We start from the raw sequence: 19196 nt of genomic DNA, 5'->3' as shown, positions 1-19196 counted from the left end.
CTATGCTATTAAATTGGAAATCCACGAAACTAAATACAGAAAAGATTAAGCGACCAAATCCGTCGCGGGTGCGGGATCACTTGGCAAACGAGCGCACTTATTTAGCATGGATGCGGACAGCAATATCGCTGATGGGTTTTGGCGTAGTTATCGTGCGCCTTCGCGCCTTCCATCCCCCTCTGCTGCCAACTCCCGGCAATGGTTGGAAGTTGGGTTTGCTTTTTTCAACAGTGGGTTTGCTGACAGTGCTCTTATCAACTAAGCACTACTTCGGCGTCCGCCACGATATCGATTACGATACTTATGAACCTACCGATCGCTGGGTAATTCTTTTCAGCCTCGCGATCGCCATCCTAGGGGCTGGGGTAATTTATTATATGTTCACCATTCCTTCTAGCTTAGAAGGTTTGATGGAACCAGAATAATGGCGCTGGTTTTATATTAATCTTAAAGAGTTCGATCGCGTGCAATTATCGTTCCAACCGATGCAAGTAGATGATGAGAAAGCAAACCAGGAAAATCTGTCGCGGGCGATCGATCGATCTGCAAATGAGCGCACTTTCTTAGCATGGATGCGGGCAGCGATCGCACTCATGGGTTTTGGCGTCGTCATCATCCGACTTCGCGTCGTGCAAATGCCCGTACATTACCGCGAGGCGATGGGGTGGAAGTTGGGTTTAATCTTCTCTCTAATAGGTTGGGCGACAGTCTTAATCTCAACTGTGCACTACTTCACCGTTCGCCACCAAATTGACCGCGATACCTACAATCCCCCAGACGCCATGGTTTTATTTTTCAGTTTCGCTGTGGGCTTATTGGGAATTGGAGTAATTTATTCGATTTTGGCAGCCGCCCTGAGCCCAAGTAGTTTTGTAATACCCGATTGATTGTCAACAAAAGTTAACCATGAAAAGCGATACAGTTGCCACGCTCGCTGCCATTACTATTAAATATTACATTTTTGTTCAAACTTATGAATTTCCTTGAGCCTCAATTAAAATTTGCTCCCAACAAACCTTTCTATCCCCTTGTTTGCAGCTACCTAGCCCAAACACACGGATTTATTGAATTAATTTCACGAGGACTGCTTTTGGAGCTTAAGCAATTACAACCTACTTCTATTGAAAAGTTGAAAATAGATCAAACCAATGAGTATAACAGTGATACATTCACAAGATTAGCCCGCGAGCTTTTACAAAAAGGGGTGACTCCCTTAATTGGTGATCCACAGCATCCTTCTCATGTAGACATACCGATTAAAGTTAATATCGAGTCTTTGGGATATGAGCTTTTTTTTAAACACGAAAAATATGATGATGTAATTATGGCTTTTAAAAAAATAGCAGCAGGTGGACTTTTGATTGTTGCTAAAGAAATTACTGAACCAGATCGAACCAAAGATGAATTATGGGAGTTTTTACGTCATTGTCGAAATGCTGCTGCACACGGCGGAAGTTTTAATTTTCAAAATGGAGAGCCGAAGCACCCTGCTAAGTGGAGGTCTCTTGAAATAAAAGCTAGTATGCAAGCTCAGGCACTGTTTCCCGCTCCTCCTACTACACCAGGATTTATCAACATAGGAGATGTGTTGTACTTACTGGCTGATATAGAGGCTAAATTTTTCTAATGCAAAACCTTTTTGTTGAAAACTCTAAGAGCAAGGCTAGATAGTGATTTTGCTTAAGTAAACCCAAAATTAGGATACCTGATATGAGCCGTACTGAACACTAAGTAGATAGACGCTGTAAAACTCAACTATGTAAACGATTGTAAAGTCTCCAAATTCCCTCTACTGGCTGACTTAGCCCTATTTACATACTGTGACATGGTTCAGTTTAATCCCGCCTACCTACTTAGTAGTGCTGGAGACTGTCGCGAAAATAGTCCCTAAATTGCTCGGCGTGACAGTCGCGATCGGGCTTTTGCTCGTTTACCTGCAATTTTACTGGGGGATCGATAGTGCATATCTTTGGCAAACTGTCAAGCATTTGCCGGAAGCTTTCAATTTCTCGATCGGCGCCTAAACCCACACCAGCCAGCATTCTCAACAACCTCTCCTGGATAGATATTTTTCTACCGGGAAAAAACTAGATTTAGCCGATCGACAATAAAATACGGTAACTCGATCGACTTACTAGACATATATCTGTTAGGATGTTAAACTACGGTAAGTCGATCGAGTTATGAGCTGTTAACGTGGAAAACGCTAAAAAAGTCACTCAAGAGTACCAGCTTGCAAAACAACTGACCCAACAGTTACCACAAGCTAAGGGCTTTAAGGAAGTCTGGTTTAAAAAAATCAGAGGCGGGTTGCTTCTGGCAATTGGATATTTGCTATCACCGCTGTGTTGGTGGAACGACATATTTTTCAATCTGCCAATTGCCTACGCTTTTGGGTATATCTGTAGTGGGCTTTCCCCAGATTTACTGTTTCCTGGCACAATTGTCGGCTACTGGCTTTCCAATATTGCTGGAATTCTGTTGATGCAATTCGGGGCTGTAGATGTTTTTGCAGACAAACCCAAGGAAAAAAACCTCAAAAAAGAGTTATTGACGGGTTTAGTTTCCTCAACCGCCTTCACAATTGTCGTTGTGGCATTGCTTCATTTTAATGTTCTCGATACTCCAGATTTCTTTGCCGGCAAAGAGTCGGTTAACCTCAGCTCTGTTTTACCTATGACGATAGTCACTTCAAGGTAGAAGGCAGAACATAAACCCATCAATTAATCGAGGCTTTTTAATCAGTTACACAGGTAAATATAAGAAAATCAGGGAGCTTTTACACTACATTTTTTGTAGCTTTGTTTAATTGCATTTACTGAGTTTGACCGAGAATCTTGTAGCTAAACACGCAAAAAAAAATTAAGCGTTGAAGAGCAAAAATTCTGGTAATAAATATTGAAATGCGAGTAAGATTTTGCCTGTGTTGCTGTGTGGCAGGAGCCGCCCAAGTTATCTATTTGTTGGTTGGCAGCGCTTAAATACACAGTTTTTGGGCATAACCGTGAACTACTTATTACTATCCTTTCTCAGCTTTTTTGTTGGCATTATTGTTGGTTTGACCGGAGTTGGCGGAGCGTCGCTCATCACCCCAATGTTAATTTTTGTTTTCCAGGTTCCGGCATCAATTGCTATTAGTTCGGATGTCGTAGCTGCTACACTGATGAAAGTTGTTGGCGGCTTCAAACACTGGCAGCAAAAAACCCTCGACTTGCAAGTAGTTAAGTGGCTGGCTTTGGGCAGCGTGCCCGGTTCGCTGACTGGGGTGTGGATTTTACACTGCATCAAATCCAGCGGAAATCAGAACTTAGACAGCATATTGCTGCGCGTTCTCGGAGTAGCAATCGCACTAATTGTCGCTTTATCGCTGACCCAATTAGCGGTCAAAACATTTTTCCCTAATTTTAAATTGCCTGCGCCCCCTGAATGGGACTTAAATACTAATTATGGTCGTTTTTGTACTGTGGGTGCAGCAGCAATTTTAGGCTGCATAGTGGGAATCACTAGCGTGTCTTCCGGTTCGATGTTTGCACTGTTGCTGATTGCTGTTTTCCGCTTGGATACTTCTAAATTGGTGGGTACAGATATTTCCCAGGCGGCAATTTTGTTGATGTTTACATCTGTGGGACACCTCAGCCTCGGAACAGTAAACTGGAGTTTAGTTTTGCCAATTTGGTTGGGTTCGGTGCCGGGAGTTTTGGTAGGGGCTAAATTCTGCCAAATTATGCCTCAACGCCCGCTAAAGTTTGTGATTTACGGAATGTTGGCGATGGCTAGTTGGAAATTGTATCAAGTCTGAAAAGTAGGGTAGTACCCCGCCCATTGGTGTCAACAATCCCCTAAAAACCTTTGTATATCTTGTTTATAGCCGAGTCTAGATCCCCCTAAATCCCCCTTAAGAAGACCCACTTTGAGAAGAATCTTGTCCCCCCCTTATTAAGGGGGGTGAGGGGGGATCTAGACTTCGATACAACAAGAGAGACGGTCGGTTTGACGTTAAGTTGTCACCAATGCCATACTACGTATTAATAATTGCTGACTAATGCTTCGAGTTCGCTGACTGTCGGCAATTCTAAGTCTTTGAACAAGACTGTACTGAGGTAGCGTTCGCCATAAGAAGGCTGCACAAAAACTATCAATTTTCCTGCATTTTCGGGACGCTTGCCGACTTGAATGGCGGCAAACAAAGCCGCGCCTGCTGAGATTCCTGACAACAATCCTTCTTCTCTGGCTAGTCGGCGACTGTAGGCGATCGCATCTGCGTCGCTAACTGCAATCACCTCATCAATTAACTCGGGTTTCAACACTTCCGGGATGAATCCTGCACCAATCCCTTGAATTTTGTGAGCACCAGATTTACCTCCAGAAAGCACGGCGCTGGTGGCTGGTTCAACTGCGATCGCCCTAAAACTCGGTTTCCGCTGTTTAATTACCTCAGCAACTCCCGTAATCGTACCGCCGGTGCCAACTCCAGCTACTAAAAAATCTACTTTACCGTCTGTATCTTCCCAGATTTCCTCTGCCGTGGTTGCCCGGTGAATTTTTGGATTAGCGGGGTTGCGAAACTGTTGCAGCATGAAAGCGTCGGGGGTTTCTTCTACAATTTCTTCCGCACGGGCGATCGCGCTTAACATCCCTTCATGTCCGGGCGTCAATTCCAACCGAGCTCCGTAAGCTTTCAGCATCGATCGGCGCTCTAAACTCATCGTATCCGGCATTGTTAAAATCAGACTGTAGCCTTTCGCCGCCGCGATCATTGCCAAAGCAATTCCAGTATTGCCTGAAGTCGGTTCAACTAAAATAGTTTTCCCCGGTTGAATTAACCCTGCATCTTCTGCCGCCTGAATCATGCTGGCTGCAATCCGATCTTTCACCGAAGCAGCCGGATTCATCCCTTCCAATTTGGCCACAATTTGAGCCACTACTCCTTCGGCTTGGGGAATTTTATTGAGCTGAACTAAAGGAGTTCTGCCAATTATTCCTGTAACATCCTTAGCAATTCTCATGGCTTAATTTCTCTCCCTTTAAATGTAGTACATGGGATGTGCTTGTTTGCGAACATCCCGCTGTTCGCACAAATCTTGTAATGTGTATTTTCCCAAAACAGCCCAAGATGCCTGTTGAGCTTCCTGCCAGATTTCTAGCACCGCAGTTTTTTCTATTGTTACAGATTCCGAAACTTTTTGGGTCTGGCCGCTGCCGTCGCCTTCGAGTGTCGAAAACACCTCTAGCAAAGTAATTTGCCAAGGATCTTTCGCCAGCAAATAACCGCCTTTAGCACCCCGCAAACTCTGGACAATACTTGCACGCCGCAGCACGGCAAGAATTTGGTCTAGATAGCGTTCCGGTATCTCTTGAGAGGCAGTAATTTCGTTCACTGTTAGGGGCGAATCCTTCGGGTAGTGGCTCGCCAGTTCCAAGAGCGCTAACAGGGCATATTGTACTCTAGAAGATAGTTCCACATTCCCCACTGGCGATCGAGTTTAAATTGTACATTATATAATAGTACACAATTCCGGTAGGTGTATAGTGTTATTATATTTTTATTACAAAAACGGTTGGAGAAATCCCGTGATCGACCTAAAAGTAGGCAATTTAAGCTGTCGCCACTGTCGGTATTACGAGCAGCACGGGCACAGGGGCGGAAACTGCCAGATGCTCGGTGTGGCGGTACAGGGTGGGTGGAAAGCTTGTCCGTTTTTAGTTCCGCCCTTTGCACCGTCTTGGGAACACCCAGAAGCAGGTAGATCCCGAAAGTCTCAAATGTTGCAGGGAGCGACTATTTTACAGGCAATACCGCCGCCTTCAAATAACTGCTAAGTAGGTAGGCGGATATATGCTGTCTCATCGTTAAGTTTATTCGTACTCACCTACTTCGTGGCAGTCAACAGGTGCGAGATATCGCATCTTTTGGCAGTGAGAAGAAAGAAATCAGGATAAACAGAAAAGCAAGGGCGACGATCGCACTTGCTTTTGAACTTATTGACGAGTCGATGATAAAATTTAACGCACATTCGAGCCAAATTATTTATTGTCTAGAAAACTGTGAATTTGCTCGAATATCGCATTGTCAGCGAAGATTTTTTTTGGCACCGCATTCCTACCACCTACATCAGCAACCGTAAACTATTAACAGTTAATATCCTTTTATATTTCGTAGTGCCACACCTCAGAAGGTTGCAGAATAATCCGGTGGAATGGCAGACGATCGATCAAGCCTTGCTGCTCAAAATGACCGAGGGTGCGAGTGACAGTTACGCGACTTGTACCGATAATTTCTGCAATATCCTGATGCGTTAAAATCATATCGATCAGATGTCCTCGCTCTACCTCAGAACCAAACCTCTTAGCCAACCAAGTTAATAGTTGATAGAGCATAAAATCAACTCTTTTGTAACCTCGCATTACCATAAAATCTTCAGCCTGCTGAATGTGAGTGAGCAAAATATCTCTATTTAGCCAGCGATCGCCCGATAGTAAAATTGCCTCGACTTTAGTGAGGCATTCAATTTGAAAAGGATCGCATTTTGATATCGGTTTGCCGATCGTATCACCTGGCCCCCACAATCCCAAGGTGATAATTGTGCCATCTTCAAGCCACGTTACAGTTCGCACTACTCCAGTTTCAATTCGCCACAGAGCATTGCTTCTGTTGGGCAAGTGCGAGCGGCGAGAAAATATATGTCGGCTCGTTTCATCAAAAGTTTTAGTGGAAAGAGAAGCAATAGTCATAGCCAGTTACTGAATAAATTAAAGTTAGTTTGTACCAGGGCAGCAGGATAGTCTTGTGGGCAAAACTCTATATAAATTCAAGCTTTACTAGATGCCTGCACCGTCTAAAAAGTCTGTAATGAATAAATTAGAATACATGAATAATTCATGTTTTTCTGCCTCTTTTTGCTCTGATTCAGTTGCTTTGAGCGGAGATAGTTGAGATTTTAAAATATTAACCTGGTCTTCTAAATCCTTAATTCGATCGAACAAAGCTCGAATTGCTTGAGCTTCCAAATCCGGTATGCCTTGAGAATTTTGAGCATTTTCCACCTGCTTTTTTTGAGGGATGATGCGGCCGGGAATTCCCACCACTGTGCAATCGCTAGGGACATCCCGCAGCACTACCGAACCTGCACCAATCCGAACATTATTGCCAATTTGAATATTGCCTAAAACCTTAGCACCTGCTCCCACCACTACATTTTCTCCCAGCGTCGGATGCCGTTTTCCTATTTCTTTACCCGTGCCGCCAAGGGTCGCTCCTTGATAAATTACAGCATAATCTCCAACGATCGCAGTTTCGCCAATTACCACCCCCATGCCGTGGTCGATAAACACGCCCCTACCAATTTTTGCTCCTGGGTGAATCTCAATACCTGTTAAAAAGCGACTCAGTTGCGAAATCAAGCGCGGTACAAACGGCAGGCCAGCCGAATAAAGCCAGTGTGCTGTCCGGTGCAAAAAAAGTGCTTGCAGTCCGGGATAGCAAAATAATACTTCCAGCCAGTTGCGCGCCGCCGGGTCGCGTTCGTAAATAATTTGCAAGTCAGTGAACATATTTAGTCTCACCGTGTTTTGGTTATACAGTATCGGCCGTGCCGACGGTTTAAGCTGCCTAAAGCAGTCTTGATTGTGGCATTATTACATATAATACTGTAATCCGACCAAATTACAGTAGTTAACGAGAAAAAAATTTTCCTTTCCCAGCCCCTTCTAAGCTGCCTCCGAGATTTTCCGCGCCACAAACGGTAGTGCTTGTCTGACTTCTTGCCGCAGCGGAATCTCGATAGAGAATTCCGTCCCCAATCCCGGTGTCGAATCGCAGCGCAGCGTACCCTTGTGCTTTTCTACGACAATTTTATAGCTGATTGACAGTCCCAATCCTGTCCCTTTTCCTACTGGTTTCGTCGTAAAGAACGGGTCAAACAGCCGTTTTTTGACATTTTCTGCCATACCGGGGCCGTTGTCAGATATCCGCACAATTATTTTATCGGGGATCGAATATTCTGTGGTGATGGCGATCGCGATCGGATTGGCTTTCGCTGCTTTGGGCCCGCGATCGAGGTTGTAACTCTCAAGGGCGTCGATCGCATTAGCCAGAATATTCATAAACACCTGATTTAATTGTCCGGCATAGCACTCTACTAAAGGTAAATTGCCGTAGTTTTTAACAATCTCGATCGGCGGGCGATCGCCTGTAGCTTTCAGGCGGCTTTGCAGAATTAGCAGAGTGCTGTCAATGCCTTCATGGATGTTGACAGGTTTCATTTCGCTTTCGTCTAAACGAGAGAAATTTCGCAAAGATTTGACAATTTGAACAATGCGATCGGCTCCTATTTTCATCGAAGACAGCAGTTGCGGCAAATCTTTGCTGAGAAACTCAAAGTCAATATTTTCTAAATACTTTGAAATTTCCGATGGAGGGTATGAATAGTGTTTTTGGTAGAGTTTTACCAACTCCAACAAATCGCTACTATATGCGCTGGCGTGTTGAATATTGCCGTAAATAAAACTAATAGGATTGTTAACTTCGTGGGCGACACCAGCAACTAATAAACCCAAACTAGACATTTTTTCCTGCTGAATCAGTTGAGTTTGAGTTTGCTGCAATTCTTGCAACGTTTGCTCTAGCTGTTTAGATTTAGCCGTGCGTTCTGCTGCTATTTTTTCAATTCGAGCGGTATAATTCCACAAGCTCATTAGATAAAGTGTCGCCGCTAAAGTTAAGATTGTCCCAAAAATAAAAACAGTCAAAGAACGCCAAAATCTTAGAGGATTAATGTACTCAGGCGTTAGCCGCAGTTGCAGCAACCACCTGCGATTTTCAATATTGAGAATGCGGGTACAACTACTGCCGTCCGGGCAGTAAGCTCTTTCCCCAATTTGGAGTTTATTTTTAATATTTTCGTCGGTGATGATCCTTTTAGTCTTCGCTTCGTAAAAAGCGAGAAATCTTTCTGCTTCAGGAGCCATAGCATCTTGAAGATACACGTTAATAAAGTTGAGTTTAGTTTCCTGTAAGGCAGACTTTACAATAGCATCAACCAGCAAAACCCCGAAAGTAAAACCTTTCAAAGTTTCGGGTTCACTCGCAGAAAAATTTGGTGGCAAGGCTGCGGTATCACCAGCAGAAATTTGACTAAAAATTGGCATAAAGACAAAGACACTTGGTTGATTTTGTGAAGACCATTTTTGGCGGTCAGTCGCGATAATTTCTTGTCTTTTTGCGGCTTTTTCTAACGCTAGCCGATTGGCAGTCAAATCTAAACCTAAATCTACTTCATCAGTCAGGAATTGCGGCGAGTCAGAAACACGGGGCAGCCAAGCGATCGCCTTCAGGCTGGGATGGCGGTACAGGGCAGTACCAACAAATGTATTAATTTCTGGTTTTTTAACGCCGTCAAATACGCTGTAAAATGCTCCTGCTGCCCGAATTATTTCTAAATTGCCGCTAACATCTCTCTGAATCTCTGTAGCTATTTTGTCCAGTCGCTCTTGCAGTTCGGCTTGCATGGATTTGTATTCCCAATTGTACGCAACTGAAGAGGCGATCGCAGACAGTCCAAATCCTGCACAAAGTGTTAATCCTGCCTGGATGTAACGGCGATAACCAACTAAAGTGCTAGTTGCTAAATTGAACAATTTGTTAGCATTCATATTCTTCGCTGACCTTTTTTTATCGTTCCCACTCAAAGCCTGGGAATGAATTTCAGGAGCAAGCTCCTCCGATTTGGAGCCACGAGACAGCATTACCAGGCACGAGCCTGGTAATGATGTAGCAGCAGTGTTTTGTAGAAGCTCCCGGATAGTATTTTGAGTAAGATGCAGCCGCTGATTTAAATTGAATAAGCAGGGAAAGTCATCGCGTGTTTGGGCTTGACGTAAACCTGCTGATCTCGCGTTAACTGTAGAGAATCGAAGCGCTCGCGACTCACGTAAGCTGTTACTACCTGCTCGGATTCTAACACTAACTCGGTTTGTATTTCCCGCCCTAAATGAATGATGCGACTGACTGTTGCTAATGAAAAACCAGACTCCGGCTTAGTTTTAATTTCCACGTCGTGGGGGCGCAAAAACACTACGTCCGAATGAGCGGCTCCATTATTGCGAGCCGTTGTGCCGTTGCTGGCGAACAAACCCGCAGCATTTGAGAGCACATTGACCGGCCCAATAAAACTCATCACAAAAGCTGACGCCGGTTTGTCGTAAATTTCAGCAGGAGTGCCAACTTGTTCGACTTTACCTTTGTTCATCACCACAATTTCATCGGCTACTTCCATAGCTTCTTCTTGGTCGTGAGTCACAAAAACTGTGGTGATGTTAACTTCTTTGTGAAGGTTGTGCAGCCACGATCGCAATTCTTTGCGGACTTTAGCATCTAATGCTCCAAAAGGTTCGTCTAGCAGCAGCACTTTTGGTTGAACTGCTAGAGCTCTGGCCAAAGCAACCCGCTGCCGCTGGCCCCCAGAAAGTTGCGAAGGATAGCGATCGCCCAAACCTGTCAACTGCACTAAATCCAAAAGTTCATCCACCCGCCTGCTAATAGAGCCTTTAGGAACTTTGCGAATTTCCATCGCAAAAGCAATATTTTTCCTAATACTCATGTGTTTAAATAAAGCGTAGTGCTGAAACACAAAACCGATATGGCGTTCCTGCACCGACTGATGAGTAGCATCTTCACCGATCAGGTAAATCTGACCGCTGTCCGGCGGTTCTAGCCCCGCGATCATCCTCAGCAGAGTCGATTTCCCGGAACCAGAAGGCCCCAACAGCGCGACTAAAGAGCCCCTTTTAATTTCCAAATTCACGTTGTCAATTGCGTGGAAGGAGCCGAAGTGTTTCGATACGTTCTGAACTGTAATACTCATGAGTTTATTTACCTATTTTTGGAGTTAAACAAGTAAACTCCGCTTATCTGACAGATTTACAGTAGTATATCCTGAAAATAATATTTTGCAAGGTCTGTAACTTTTTGTATAGGATCTCGATGCTCTCCTGATGGGGACTGCGTTTCAAAGTTGAGGCTGGCGGGTCGTCCGAGTTAACCCGCAAGCGTTTCCAGATGTGGGATTATCGCTGGCGTGCGATCGTCCGAGAATAAGCAATGCTGAAATTACGCAGAAACCGGGTTTGACGGACGAAAATACTGCATCAAAACCTTTAAAACTTTTAATTCCCGTAAAAAACCCGCTTTCTTTGCTGTCGCTGTATATTTCACGGCTGCCGACAATTCCCCGACTCCCGGCGATATTGAAGATTTCAGGTAGGAATTGCTCAATCTGAGGTGCGATCGCACACAATTTAGATCACAATAGTTAATTCAGAAGCCCGCCAGCTTCACCTTTGAGAAACTGACAGAATAGTAAATTCTAACCAGAACACCACTATGGGAAAACCAACAGGCTTTATCGAATTCTTGCGCGAATTGCCCTCCGAACTCTCACCAGTCGAGAGAGTCCACAACTGGGACGAATTTCACCTACCGATGGAGGAGGACAAACTCCGCACCCAAGGCGCGCGCTGCATGGACTGCGGCATTCCGTTTTGCCACACGGGTACAATGATCGGCGGCATGGCAAGCGGCTGCCCCATTAACAACCTCATCCCCGAATGGAACGACCTCGTATATCGCGGACTCTGGAAAGAAGCCCTAGACAGACTCCACAAAACTAACAACTTCCCTGAATTCACCGGCCGCGTCTGTCCCGCACCCTGCGAAGGCGCTTGCGTTCTCGGCATCAACAACCCGCCGGTGACGATTAAAAACATCGAAGCCGCAATTATCGACAAAGGCTGGGATGAAGGCTGGATTACCGCCGAACCGCCAGCCAAACGCACCGGCAAAAAAATCGCCGTTATCGGTTCCGGGCCCGCCGGTTTGTCCGCCGCCGCGCAACTCAACAAAGCCGGTCATTGGGTAACAGTATACGAAAGAGCCGATCGACCAGGCGGCCTGCTAATGTATGGCATCCCCAACATGAAGCTAGACAAAGAACAAGTCGTAATGCGCCGCCTCAAAGTCCTCGAAGACGAAGGGGTGACATTCGTCTGCAACACCGAAGTCGGCAAAGACTTGCCAGCGGAACAACTGCTAAAAGAATACGACTCCGTTGTGCTCTGTACCGGCGCGACAAAACCCCGCGACTTGGGCATCCCCGGCCGGGAATTAAAAGGCATCCACTTCGCGATGGACTTTTTAACTGCCAACACCAAAGCAGTTTTAGACAAGAGCACCAACGATAACTTTATCTCCGCCGAAGGCAAAGATATCGTGATCATCGGCGGCGGCGACACCGGCACCGACTGCGTGGGTACCTCCATCCGCCACGGCTGCAAAAGCCTGGTACAGTTAGAAATCCTGCCCAAACCGCCCTCGGAACGGGCGGCCAACAATCCCTGGCCCGAATGGCCGAAAGTCTACCGCCTCGACTACGGCCAAGAAGAAGCAGCAGCCAAATTCGGCGACGACCCCCGCGGCTATCTCACCACGGCGACAAAGTTCGAGGGCGACGAAAACGGCAATGTCAAAGCTGTGCACACCGTTGAAGTGGAGTGGGCGAAAAACGAGAAAGGGCAGTTTATTCCGAACCACATCCCGGGCACGGAAAAAGTGTTGCCGGCACAGCTTGTCTTGCTAGCGATGGGCTTCCTCGGCCCGGAACAGCCGCTGCTGGATGACTTGGGATTGGAACGCGACGCGCGCAGCAATGTGAAAGCCGAGCACGAAAAATATACAACCAGCATTCCGGGAGTTTTCGCGGCTGGTGACTGTCGCCGGGGACAAAGTTTGGTGGTTTGGGCGATTAACGAAGGGCGCGGCGTGGCCCGGGAGTGCGACCTTTATCTGATGGGGAGCACTGATTTGCCTTAAATAGGACTTATACCAATTTAATGTGAAGTTGCACATATCTCGATCCCCCTAAATCCCCCTTAAGAAGGGGGACTTTGAGAAGAATCTTGTCCCCCCCTTATTAAGGGGGGTTAGGGGGGATCAGATTCTATGCAGCCTCATAAAAAATTAGTATTACGCAGAGACTCTACTTGTAGGGTACGAACTACGCACCTTACAACTACATAATACTGTCAATAGTGTGTAAATAGTGTAAAAAACATATTATAAAAATTGACTGATGTAGCGCAACTATTGTTAAAGAAATATGTACTCATCTTACAATACAAAACCGTGTAACCTGTTGCTGCTAGTAGGACTCAAAGGAGTTGGCAAGACGTTCATTGGTAGTGTTTTGGAGAAATATCTAGAGGTAAAGTTTCTACGAATTGAACCTATATTTCTTGAGGTGCTTAGGCTAGAGCCAGGATTAGAAGGAATTCCGTTGGAGAAACGAGGATTCCAAATTGTGTTAGAAAAACTTGATGAGTTAGCTCAATCACATTCCACCCTTTGCATCGAGTCTACAGGCACAGCCCATACCTTCTCAGAGTTATTAACAGCCTTGCCAGAAGGCTTCCGCGTGTTCCTAATTCATGTACAAGCTCCACTCGATACCTGTATAGAGCGAGTCATGACGAGAGATGCCTCAGCCCACATTCCTGTTTCAGACCATAGGTTAAAAGAAATTAATGAACGTGCGTTGCTGGTCGAGCTGCCTTGGGATTTAGAGATTGATAATTCTGAGTTCCAGGATGAGACTGCTATTGCTCAATCGGTAGAAAAGCTTTTACAGCCTTAATCCGAAACCGGGCTTTTAGGCTGCCCTCGATTAACCAAAATTCAACGGATCGACATCAATAGTTAAACTAACAGAACGCGGCGTGCGATCGCGCAATCCGATCAAATCCGACAAATCCACTGACTCATCCAAAGGCAACTTCAGCAAAATCTGCCACCGATAGCGATTTGCCACCCGCATAATCGCCGCAGGTGCAGGCCCCAACAACTCACACCCCGGTACAGACAATCGCTCAATATACTCCTGACAAACCGACGCCAATTGTACCGCCGTCACCGCCACTTCCGCCGCATCTACACTGCTCAACCGCAACAAAATCAGCCGCCCCGAAGGAGGATAATTCAGCGCCGCCCTTTCTGCTAATTCTGTTTCCACAAAACCTGCATATTCGTGCCGCCTAACTGCTTGAATAACCCGGTGTTCGGGAGTGTAAGTTTGAATAATTACCCGCCCCGGATCATCACCTCTGCCCGCACGGCCCGCGACTTGAGTTAATGTTTGAAAAGCTCGTTCGCTTGCCCGATAATCTGATAAGTTCAGCAACCCGTCAGCAGACACAACTCCCACCAATGTGACTCCCGCTAAATCTAACCCTTTCGTCAGCATTTGCGTACCCAACAAAATGTCAGCTTCCCCATTAGCAAACTGTGTTAACAATCTGCGGTGGTCGCCCTTATTTCTAGTCGTATCGCTGTCAAACCGAATTGCCCGCAATTCTGGAAACAATCTCGTTAATTCCTGTTCGACTCGCTGAGTGCCACTACCAAAGTTTTTGAAGTAAGGAGAACTGCATTCCGGGCAGTTTTGGGGGTGGCGTTCGGTGTGGTTGCAGTAGTGACAGCGCAATATTTCTGCGGTTGCTTCGCCGACGTGGTGATAAGAAAGCGAAACATCGCAGTTTGGGCATTCCATCACATACCCGCAACTCCGACAAGAGACAAAGGTACTGTGTCCTCTTCTGTGAATAAATAGAATACCTTGCTGTTGTCTTGCTCGCAATTGTTCCAGCGCATTTTGCAGGGAAGCGCTGAAAATTGAGCGGTTTCCTTGCCGCAATTCTTGGCGCATATCGACTATTTCCACAGGCGGCATCGGGCGCGAATAAATGCGATCGGGCAATGATAAATAATGGATATTTGGTAACGAGTAATAATCTCTTCGCGTCCCCACAAAAGTCTCTAAAGCTGGCGTTGCGGAACCTAAGATTAAGGGACAATTTTCTAATTCGGCGCGCCATTTAGCCACGGTGCGGGCGTGGTAGCAGGGGGCTGGTTGGTCTTGTTTGAAGCTGCTGTCGTGTTCTTCATCGAGGATAATTAAGCCGAGGTGAGGTAAAGGAGCAAAAATGGCCGATCGCGTGCCGATGACAATTTGCGGCGTTCCTGTCAGCATCTGACGCCATGTATCGTAACGTTCCCCGTCGGATAGGGCGCTGTGGTACACGCAAATTTGCTCGCCAAAACGGGCGCGGAATCGATCGGTAAGTTGCGGTGTGAGGCCGATTTCGGGAACGAGTACGAGGGCGGATTTGCCGCTGGCTAAGATGGGGGCGATCGCCTGCAAATACACTTCGGTTTTCCCGGAACCTGTAACGCCGTGCAGCAGCACTTGACGAAATCCCGAAAAAGAGTTAATAAACGCTAAAGCTTGAGCTTGAAAATGAGTTAAAGTTTTAGGTGCATCGGGCAATTGAGAAATTCCGCGATCGCCCCTGAGAACTTCCCTTTGATCGATGACAACGCTACCTTTTTGTTCCAAATTTTTGACAACAGAAGAACTCGCGCTGCAAATTCTCAGCAAATCGTTCATCCACATTTCACCGCCGCCGCGCCGCAAAACTTCCAATACTTCTTGTTGCCGCTTGGTTAAATCTGTGACAAATGCACTAGCAATTAATGTCACTGCCGGTTTGAGTTGTGGTTTGGGAGGATTGGGCGGTTCTAAATAACTTTCTACCCAACCGCGTTTCAATAAATCTTTCAATCCCCGATAACTTCCCTTAACTTGGCGCTGGAGGTATTGCCAAGTGTAATCGCCGTTTTTTTGAGCTTGCAGCAATTGCAAAATTTGACTGGCTGCGGGATTGAGAAATGTTTCGGCATTCGGAGAAATTGCGTCCTTAATTAAGCGAATTCGGCGCACGGAACGGCTTAACAAACCGGGTGGCAGTGAGGCTCTAATTACTTGAATTAATGGTGTGCAATAATAGGTGGCAGTGCGATCGAGTAATTCCCAGTAAGTCGGTGGGAAAAACCCCGTACTGACAACATCTTCGACATCTTTAACCCGCGCCGGATCTAAGTCTGGCGGCAGTTGAGAAATGAAGCGAATTGCGATCGCGCCTACCTGTTGACTGCCAAAGGGTACACTCAAAATATCCCCTGGTTGCACGGTAAGTTCCGCAGGTAAACGATAGGTAAATAACTTATTTTCCTCCCCTGGCGAGTCCCCCGCAACCCTGAAAGGAGAGTCCACCAATACCTCGATCCACTCTGCCCGCACGGTGGGGCGCTGTGGCGGTTCGCTGCTGCCGTAGGATGCCCCGGCCTCTGCCGCTATAGGGGTTGACAAACCAAAAGTGACAGTAGACATAGGGTTGCACATCAAACTAGGAGGAGCCGCGGTCAAAGGGAGTTTTCATTATCCCTCAGTTTAGCTCGATCGATCGATCTTAGCTGCGGGAATTGGCGATCGGAATCTCGATCGCCAATTCAGTCCCTTCTCCAATTGCGGATATGCACTCCAACCTCCCGCCGTGTTTGTCCACAATAATTTGATAGCTAATTGACAGTCCCAAACCCGTCCCCTGACCAACTGGTTTGGTGGTGAAAAACGGATCGAAAATTTTCGCTCTCACAGCTTCATTCATGCCCATACCATTATCTTTGATGCTAATTCTTGCCCAATTTTCCGAAATAATAGAAGTAGTAATTGCCATCTGGCTGGGGTTGGCTTCTATCTCTGCTATGGAACTCTTTTGGTCTCGCTCTCGCAGGGCATCAATAGCATTATTAATGATGTTCATAAACACCTGATTTAATTGTCCGGCATAACATTCAATTTTCGGTAGTTTTCCATAATTTTTAACAATTTTTATAGCCGGCAAACCTGCTTTTTCTTTGGTTAAATGCTGCACGATTAACAAGGTGCTGTCAATTCCTTCGTGAATGTTAACCGGTTTTTTTTCGGCTTCATCTACCCGCGCAAAGTTGCGTAAAGTTAGCACAATTTCGCGGATGCGCTCGGAGCCAACTTTCATTGACGAAAGAGTTTTCAACAAATCTTCGCGCAGAAAGTCTAGGTCAATTTTTTCAAGAAAAGCTTCCATCTCTGCATCTGCTTCGGGATACCGATCCTGGTACATTGCGAGCAATTTTAAAATATCGCTCGTGTAGTCATTGACATAGGTAATATTGCCGTAGATGAAGTTGACGGGATTGTTGATTTCGTGGGCGATACCAGCTACCAAAATTCCCAAAGCAGACATTTTTTCGGCTTCGATCAATTTGAGCTGCATTGTTTGCTGGTTTTCCAGGGCTTTTTCTAGTGTAGACATTCTTGATTTTACAATCTTTTCGTAATCTCTAAAATTTTCAGTGACTGTTTTTAGCAAAGATTCTGTTTTTTGATTAAGGGCTTCTAATTCGCTGCGTTCGGTTTCCGAAGTTTCGAGTTTTTCCTGTAGGATTTGATTTGCCTTTTCCAGCTCTTTGATTCTGTTTTTCCAGTCTGTTGGTTCCATCTGCTATTATTTTAAACCTAAAAATAGTGTCATAAAAGTTTCATGATAACTTTTTTTTTCCTTGATTTGTTTATAAAAAAGTCCCACATATTTTCTGAAACTTTGTCATAAAAATTCAAAACTCGCTTTATTTTGATCTCTATAAAAATCTTATCTAAGATACATTCAAAATGTCAAGTTATCAATAACAAATCCGGTTAAAACCGACGGTCGCTTTTCTTCCGCGCACTCGCATTTGCGGGGTTTTCATCTGATTGTTGATAAATCAGCAGGGCGATCGCAAACTTAGAAGGGCGGACTGAGCGCGAAACACGGCCCGATTCAGACAACATTTGTACAAAACCCGCCGGCAATGCAAAGCGAAAATATTAAATGTGAGTGCGATACAGCCAGGGGCGACGAGAAAAGTGCGATCGGGCGATCGCCCACAAGCAATCTCAACTAACAAGCCAATTCCTCTCTCCCAGAACGCAATCACACTATACCATTTCTCCGAAATCTCACTGCAATGTGTCGATCGTACTCACACACCCTGACCATTTTGTGCTAAGAACTACTACTTGTGACAACATCGACACAGCCGTTTATATTTGGAGAATAATTGATGTCAGGTAGCGAAGTTCGTGCCGATTTTTGGATGAGCGAGTACATTACCCCTTGGGATATTTACGTTCACGGCGTCATCGCGGTGCTCGCTTACAAAAAAACAGCCTATCAAGAAATGTATGTCGTTCAGACCGGTACTTACGGCAAAGGCTTAGTTTTAGACGGTAAGTGGCAATCTTGTACGGGCGACGAGTTTCTGTACCACGAACCCCTGGTGCACCCAGCCATGATTTGTCACGGTTCACCCAAAAAAGTCCTCGTTCTCGGCGGCGGAGAAGGAGCTACAATTAGAGAAGTGCTGCGCTGGAAAACAGTTGAAAAAGTCGTGATGATCGACATTGACGGCGAAGTAGTAGAAGCTTGCCGCGAACACCTGCCCGAAATGCACCAAAATGCCTTTGATGACCCCCGCTGCGAAGTAGTAATCGGCGATGCTTTGGACTATTTAGATAAAACTGACAATGATTGGGATATTGTCATTTCTGACTTGTCCGATCCCATTGAAGAAGGCCCATCTTTCCAATTGTTTACCAAGGAGTATTTTGAGAAAGTTCGCAGCGTAATGTCACCTAACGGATATTTCGTAGTGCAAGCGGGCCCCGTTTCTCCGGCAGAAATGAAAATGCACGCTCGCATTGTAAATACCCTGAAATCTGTTTTCTCCAATGTTCAATCCTGCACCAGCTTTATTTCTACTTACGGAGCTCCTTGGGGTTTTGCCATAGCTTCTAATCAAGAAATAAATACGCGACCCGAACCCGCAGTTACTGACAAATTACTTGCAGAGAAAACAACTGGCGGGTTGCGGATGTTCGACGGAATTACACTGTTGGGGTTGATGCAGCTTCCCGGTCACTTGCGGGAGGTAATCGCCGCTGAAACCGAAGTTTACACTATGGCAGCACCGCCTAAATTTTTCGGGAAAGGCTCTGTCAGTCAGTGAAGTTAAATTGAAAGAGAAAACTCGTTTGGAGTAACTGAGATGGGCAATTTACTTCGCATAGTCGCTGCAATTTTTGTTCCCCCTCTGGGCGTATTTATGACTGTAGGCCTCGGGACTGATTTTTGGATCAACCTGGTTCTAACCTGTTTTTTCTGGTTTCCGGGTATGATCCACGCCATTTGGATAATTGCCAAGCACGATCGAGCTTAACTTGAGGGCA

General features: G+C 45.7%; 20 protein-coding genes. 10 read left to right on the top strand and 10 right to left on the bottom strand.

All coding sequences use genetic code 11. The features are described from left to right. Positions 1-2: 2 nt before the first annotated feature. The 3 genes from QUB30_RS03900 (at position 3) to QUB30_RS03890 (ending at position 1627) form a co-directional block, all read left to right on the top strand. Entirely contained in the window at positions 3-425 is a 423-nt protein-coding gene (locus tag QUB30_RS03900) for a DUF202 domain-containing protein (RefSeq protein ID WP_333329344.1), read from the top strand. A gap of 39 nt (positions 426-464) precedes the next feature. Then, on the top strand, positions 465-887 hold the full coding sequence (locus QUB30_RS03895) for a DUF202 domain-containing protein (RefSeq protein ID WP_333329341.1): 423 nt from the start codon (positions 465-467) through the stop codon (positions 885-887). Positions 888-973: 86 nt separating this feature from the next. Continuing rightward, positions 974-1627 (top strand): hypothetical protein, encoded by a 654-nt coding sequence (locus tag QUB30_RS03890; RefSeq protein WP_333329338.1) that lies wholly within the window; start codon positions 974-976, stop codon positions 1625-1627. 226 nt (positions 1628-1853) lie between these two features. Here the strand turns inward: QUB30_RS03890 and QUB30_RS03885 are convergent, their stop codons facing one another. Then, on the bottom strand, positions 1854-2042 hold the full coding sequence (locus QUB30_RS03885) for a hypothetical protein (RefSeq protein WP_333329335.1): 189 nt from the start codon (positions 2040-2042) through the stop codon (positions 1854-1856). A gap of 154 nt (positions 2043-2196) precedes the next feature. Between QUB30_RS03885 and QUB30_RS03880 the strand changes: the two genes are divergently transcribed. Together QUB30_RS03880 and QUB30_RS03875 are read left to right on the top strand one after the other, a co-directional pair. Further along, entirely contained in the window at positions 2197-2700 is a 504-nt protein-coding gene (locus QUB30_RS03880) for a hypothetical protein (protein ID WP_333329332.1), read from the top strand. A 304-nt stretch (positions 2701-3004) separates the two neighbouring features. Next, positions 3005-3799, top strand: a complete 795-nt coding sequence (locus QUB30_RS03875) for a sulfite exporter TauE/SafE family protein (protein ID WP_333329329.1) — start codon at positions 3005-3007, stop codon at positions 3797-3799. 226 nt (positions 3800-4025) lie between these two features. Here the strand turns inward: QUB30_RS03875 and cysK are convergent, their stop codons facing one another. Together cysK and QUB30_RS03865 are read right to left on the bottom strand one after the other, a co-directional pair. Continuing rightward, a complete protein-coding gene (gene cysK, locus QUB30_RS03870; protein WP_333329326.1) occupies positions 4026-5006 on the bottom strand; it encodes a cysteine synthase A in 981 nt (326 codons plus the stop codon). Positions 5007-5024: 18 nt separating this feature from the next. Next, complete coding sequence (locus QUB30_RS03865; protein ID WP_333329322.1) at positions 5025-5462, bottom strand: Rrf2 family transcriptional regulator; 438 nt, start codon at positions 5460-5462, stop codon at positions 5025-5027. Between the two features lie 109 nt (positions 5463-5571). On the opposite strand from QUB30_RS03865, the gene QUB30_RS03860 reads away from it, so the two are divergent. Continuing rightward, positions 5572-5820 (top strand): hypothetical protein, encoded by a 249-nt coding sequence (locus tag QUB30_RS03860; protein ID WP_333329319.1) that lies wholly within the window; start codon positions 5572-5574, stop codon positions 5818-5820. A gap of 327 nt (positions 5821-6147) precedes the next feature. Here QUB30_RS03860 and QUB30_RS03855 read toward each other — a convergent pair whose 3' ends face one another. The 5 genes from QUB30_RS03855 to QUB30_RS03835 form a co-directional block, all read right to left on the bottom strand. Further along, entirely contained in the window at positions 6148-6732 is a 585-nt protein-coding gene (locus tag QUB30_RS03855; protein ID WP_333329316.1) for a Crp/Fnr family transcriptional regulator, read from the bottom strand. Between the two features lie 87 nt (positions 6733-6819). Next, entirely contained in the window at positions 6820-7551 is a 732-nt protein-coding gene (cysE, locus tag QUB30_RS03850) for a serine O-acetyltransferase (protein ID WP_333329313.1), read from the bottom strand. 156 nt (positions 7552-7707) lie between these two features. Next, complete coding sequence (locus tag QUB30_RS03845; RefSeq protein ID WP_333329310.1) at positions 7708-9651, bottom strand: ATP-binding protein; 1944 nt, start codon at positions 9649-9651, stop codon at positions 7708-7710. A 179-nt stretch (positions 9652-9830) separates the two neighbouring features. Beyond that, a complete protein-coding gene (locus QUB30_RS03840) occupies positions 9831-10862 on the bottom strand; it encodes a sulfate/molybdate ABC transporter ATP-binding protein (protein ID WP_333329308.1) in 1032 nt (343 codons plus the stop codon). A 144-nt stretch (positions 10863-11006) separates the two neighbouring features. Continuing rightward, a complete protein-coding gene (locus QUB30_RS03835) occupies positions 11007-11294 on the bottom strand; it encodes a hypothetical protein (protein ID WP_333329305.1) in 288 nt (95 codons plus the stop codon). A gap of 86 nt (positions 11295-11380) precedes the next feature. On the opposite strand from QUB30_RS03835, the gene gltD reads away from it, so the two are divergent. Next, positions 11381-12865 carry a glutamate synthase small subunit gene (gltD, locus tag QUB30_RS03830; RefSeq protein WP_333329302.1) on the top strand — a complete coding sequence of 495 codons (1485 nt, stop codon included), beginning with the start codon at positions 11381-11383 and terminating at the stop codon, positions 12863-12865. Positions 12866-13151: 286 nt separating this feature from the next. After that, positions 13152-13685, top strand: coding sequence for an AAA family ATPase (locus QUB30_RS03825; protein WP_333329299.1), 534 nt, complete (start codon positions 13152-13154; stop codon positions 13683-13685). A 30-nt stretch (positions 13686-13715) separates the two neighbouring features. Here the strand turns inward: QUB30_RS03825 and priA are convergent, their stop codons facing one another. Continuing rightward, complete coding sequence (gene priA / locus QUB30_RS03820) at positions 13716-16277, bottom strand: primosomal protein N' (protein ID WP_333329295.1); 2562 nt, start codon at positions 16275-16277, stop codon at positions 13716-13718. 79 nt (positions 16278-16356) lie between these two features. After that, on the bottom strand, positions 16357-17427 hold the full coding sequence (locus tag QUB30_RS03815; protein WP_333329292.1) for an ATP-binding protein: 1071 nt from the start codon (positions 17425-17427) through the stop codon (positions 16357-16359). 604 nt (positions 17428-18031) lie between these two features. On the opposite strand from QUB30_RS03815, the gene QUB30_RS03810 reads away from it, so the two are divergent. Both QUB30_RS03810 and QUB30_RS03805 read left to right on the top strand, forming a co-directional pair. Then, the gene (locus QUB30_RS03810; protein WP_333329289.1) at positions 18032-18976 is read left to right on the top strand and encodes a fused MFS/spermidine synthase; all 945 of its coding nucleotides are present in this window, start codon (positions 18032-18034) and stop codon (positions 18974-18976) included. A gap of 39 nt (positions 18977-19015) precedes the next feature. Further along, complete coding sequence (locus QUB30_RS03805; protein ID WP_333329286.1) at positions 19016-19186, top strand: YqaE/Pmp3 family membrane protein; 171 nt, start codon at positions 19016-19018, stop codon at positions 19184-19186. Positions 19187-19196 lie beyond the last annotated feature (10 nt).

It is taken from the genome of Microcoleus sp. BROC3 (assembly GCF_036702515.1).
GTDB lineage: Bacteria > Cyanobacteriota > Cyanobacteriia > Cyanobacteriales > Microcoleaceae > Microcoleus.
The sequence above is the reverse complement of the archived record's forward strand: the minus strand, read 5'-3'. Positions and strand labels throughout refer to the sequence as shown.

Bases quoted from the DNA above. Each gene is read 5' to 3' on its own strand.
- QUB30_RS03810 (WP_333329289.1), top strand. From the start codon at position 18,032: ATGTCAGGTAGCGAAGTTCGTGCCGATTTTTGGATGAGCGAGTACATT.
- QUB30_RS03845 (WP_333329310.1), bottom strand. From the start codon at position 9,651: ATGAATGCTAACAAATTGTTCAATTTAGCAACTAGCACTTTAGTTGGT.
- cysE (WP_333329313.1), bottom strand. From the start codon at position 7,551: ATGTTCACTGACTTGCAAATTATTTACGAACGCGACCCGGCGGCGCGC.
- QUB30_RS03805 (WP_333329286.1), top strand. From the start codon at position 19,016: ATGGGCAATTTACTTCGCATAGTCGCTGCAATTTTTGTTCCCCCTCTG.
- QUB30_RS03890 (WP_333329338.1), top strand. From the start codon at position 974: ATGAATTTCCTTGAGCCTCAATTAAAATTTGCTCCCAACAAACCTTTC.
- QUB30_RS03825 (WP_333329299.1), top strand. From the start codon at position 13,152: ATGTACTCATCTTACAATACAAAACCGTGTAACCTGTTGCTGCTAGTA.
- QUB30_RS03900 (WP_333329344.1), top strand. From the start codon at position 3: ATGCTATTAAATTGGAAATCCACGAAACTAAATACAGAAAAGATTAAG.
- QUB30_RS03840 (WP_333329308.1), bottom strand. From the start codon at position 10,862: ATGAGTATTACAGTTCAGAACGTATCGAAACACTTCGGCTCCTTCCAC.
- QUB30_RS03885 (WP_333329335.1), bottom strand. From the start codon at position 2,042: ATGCTGGCTGGTGTGGGTTTAGGCGCCGATCGAGAAATTGAAAGCTTC.
- gltD (WP_333329302.1), top strand. From the start codon at position 11,381: ATGGGAAAACCAACAGGCTTTATCGAATTCTTGCGCGAATTGCCCTCC.
- cysK (WP_333329326.1), bottom strand. From the start codon at position 5,006: ATGAGAATTGCTAAGGATGTTACAGGAATAATTGGCAGAACTCCTTTA.
- QUB30_RS03815 (WP_333329292.1), bottom strand. From the start codon at position 17,427: ATGGAACCAACAGACTGGAAAAACAGAATCAAAGAGCTGGAAAAGGCA.
- priA (WP_333329295.1), bottom strand. From the start codon at position 16,277: ATGTCTACTGTCACTTTTGGTTTGTCAACCCCTATAGCGGCAGAGGCC.
- QUB30_RS03855 (WP_333329316.1), bottom strand. From the start codon at position 6,732: ATGACTATTGCTTCTCTTTCCACTAAAACTTTTGATGAAACGAGCCGA.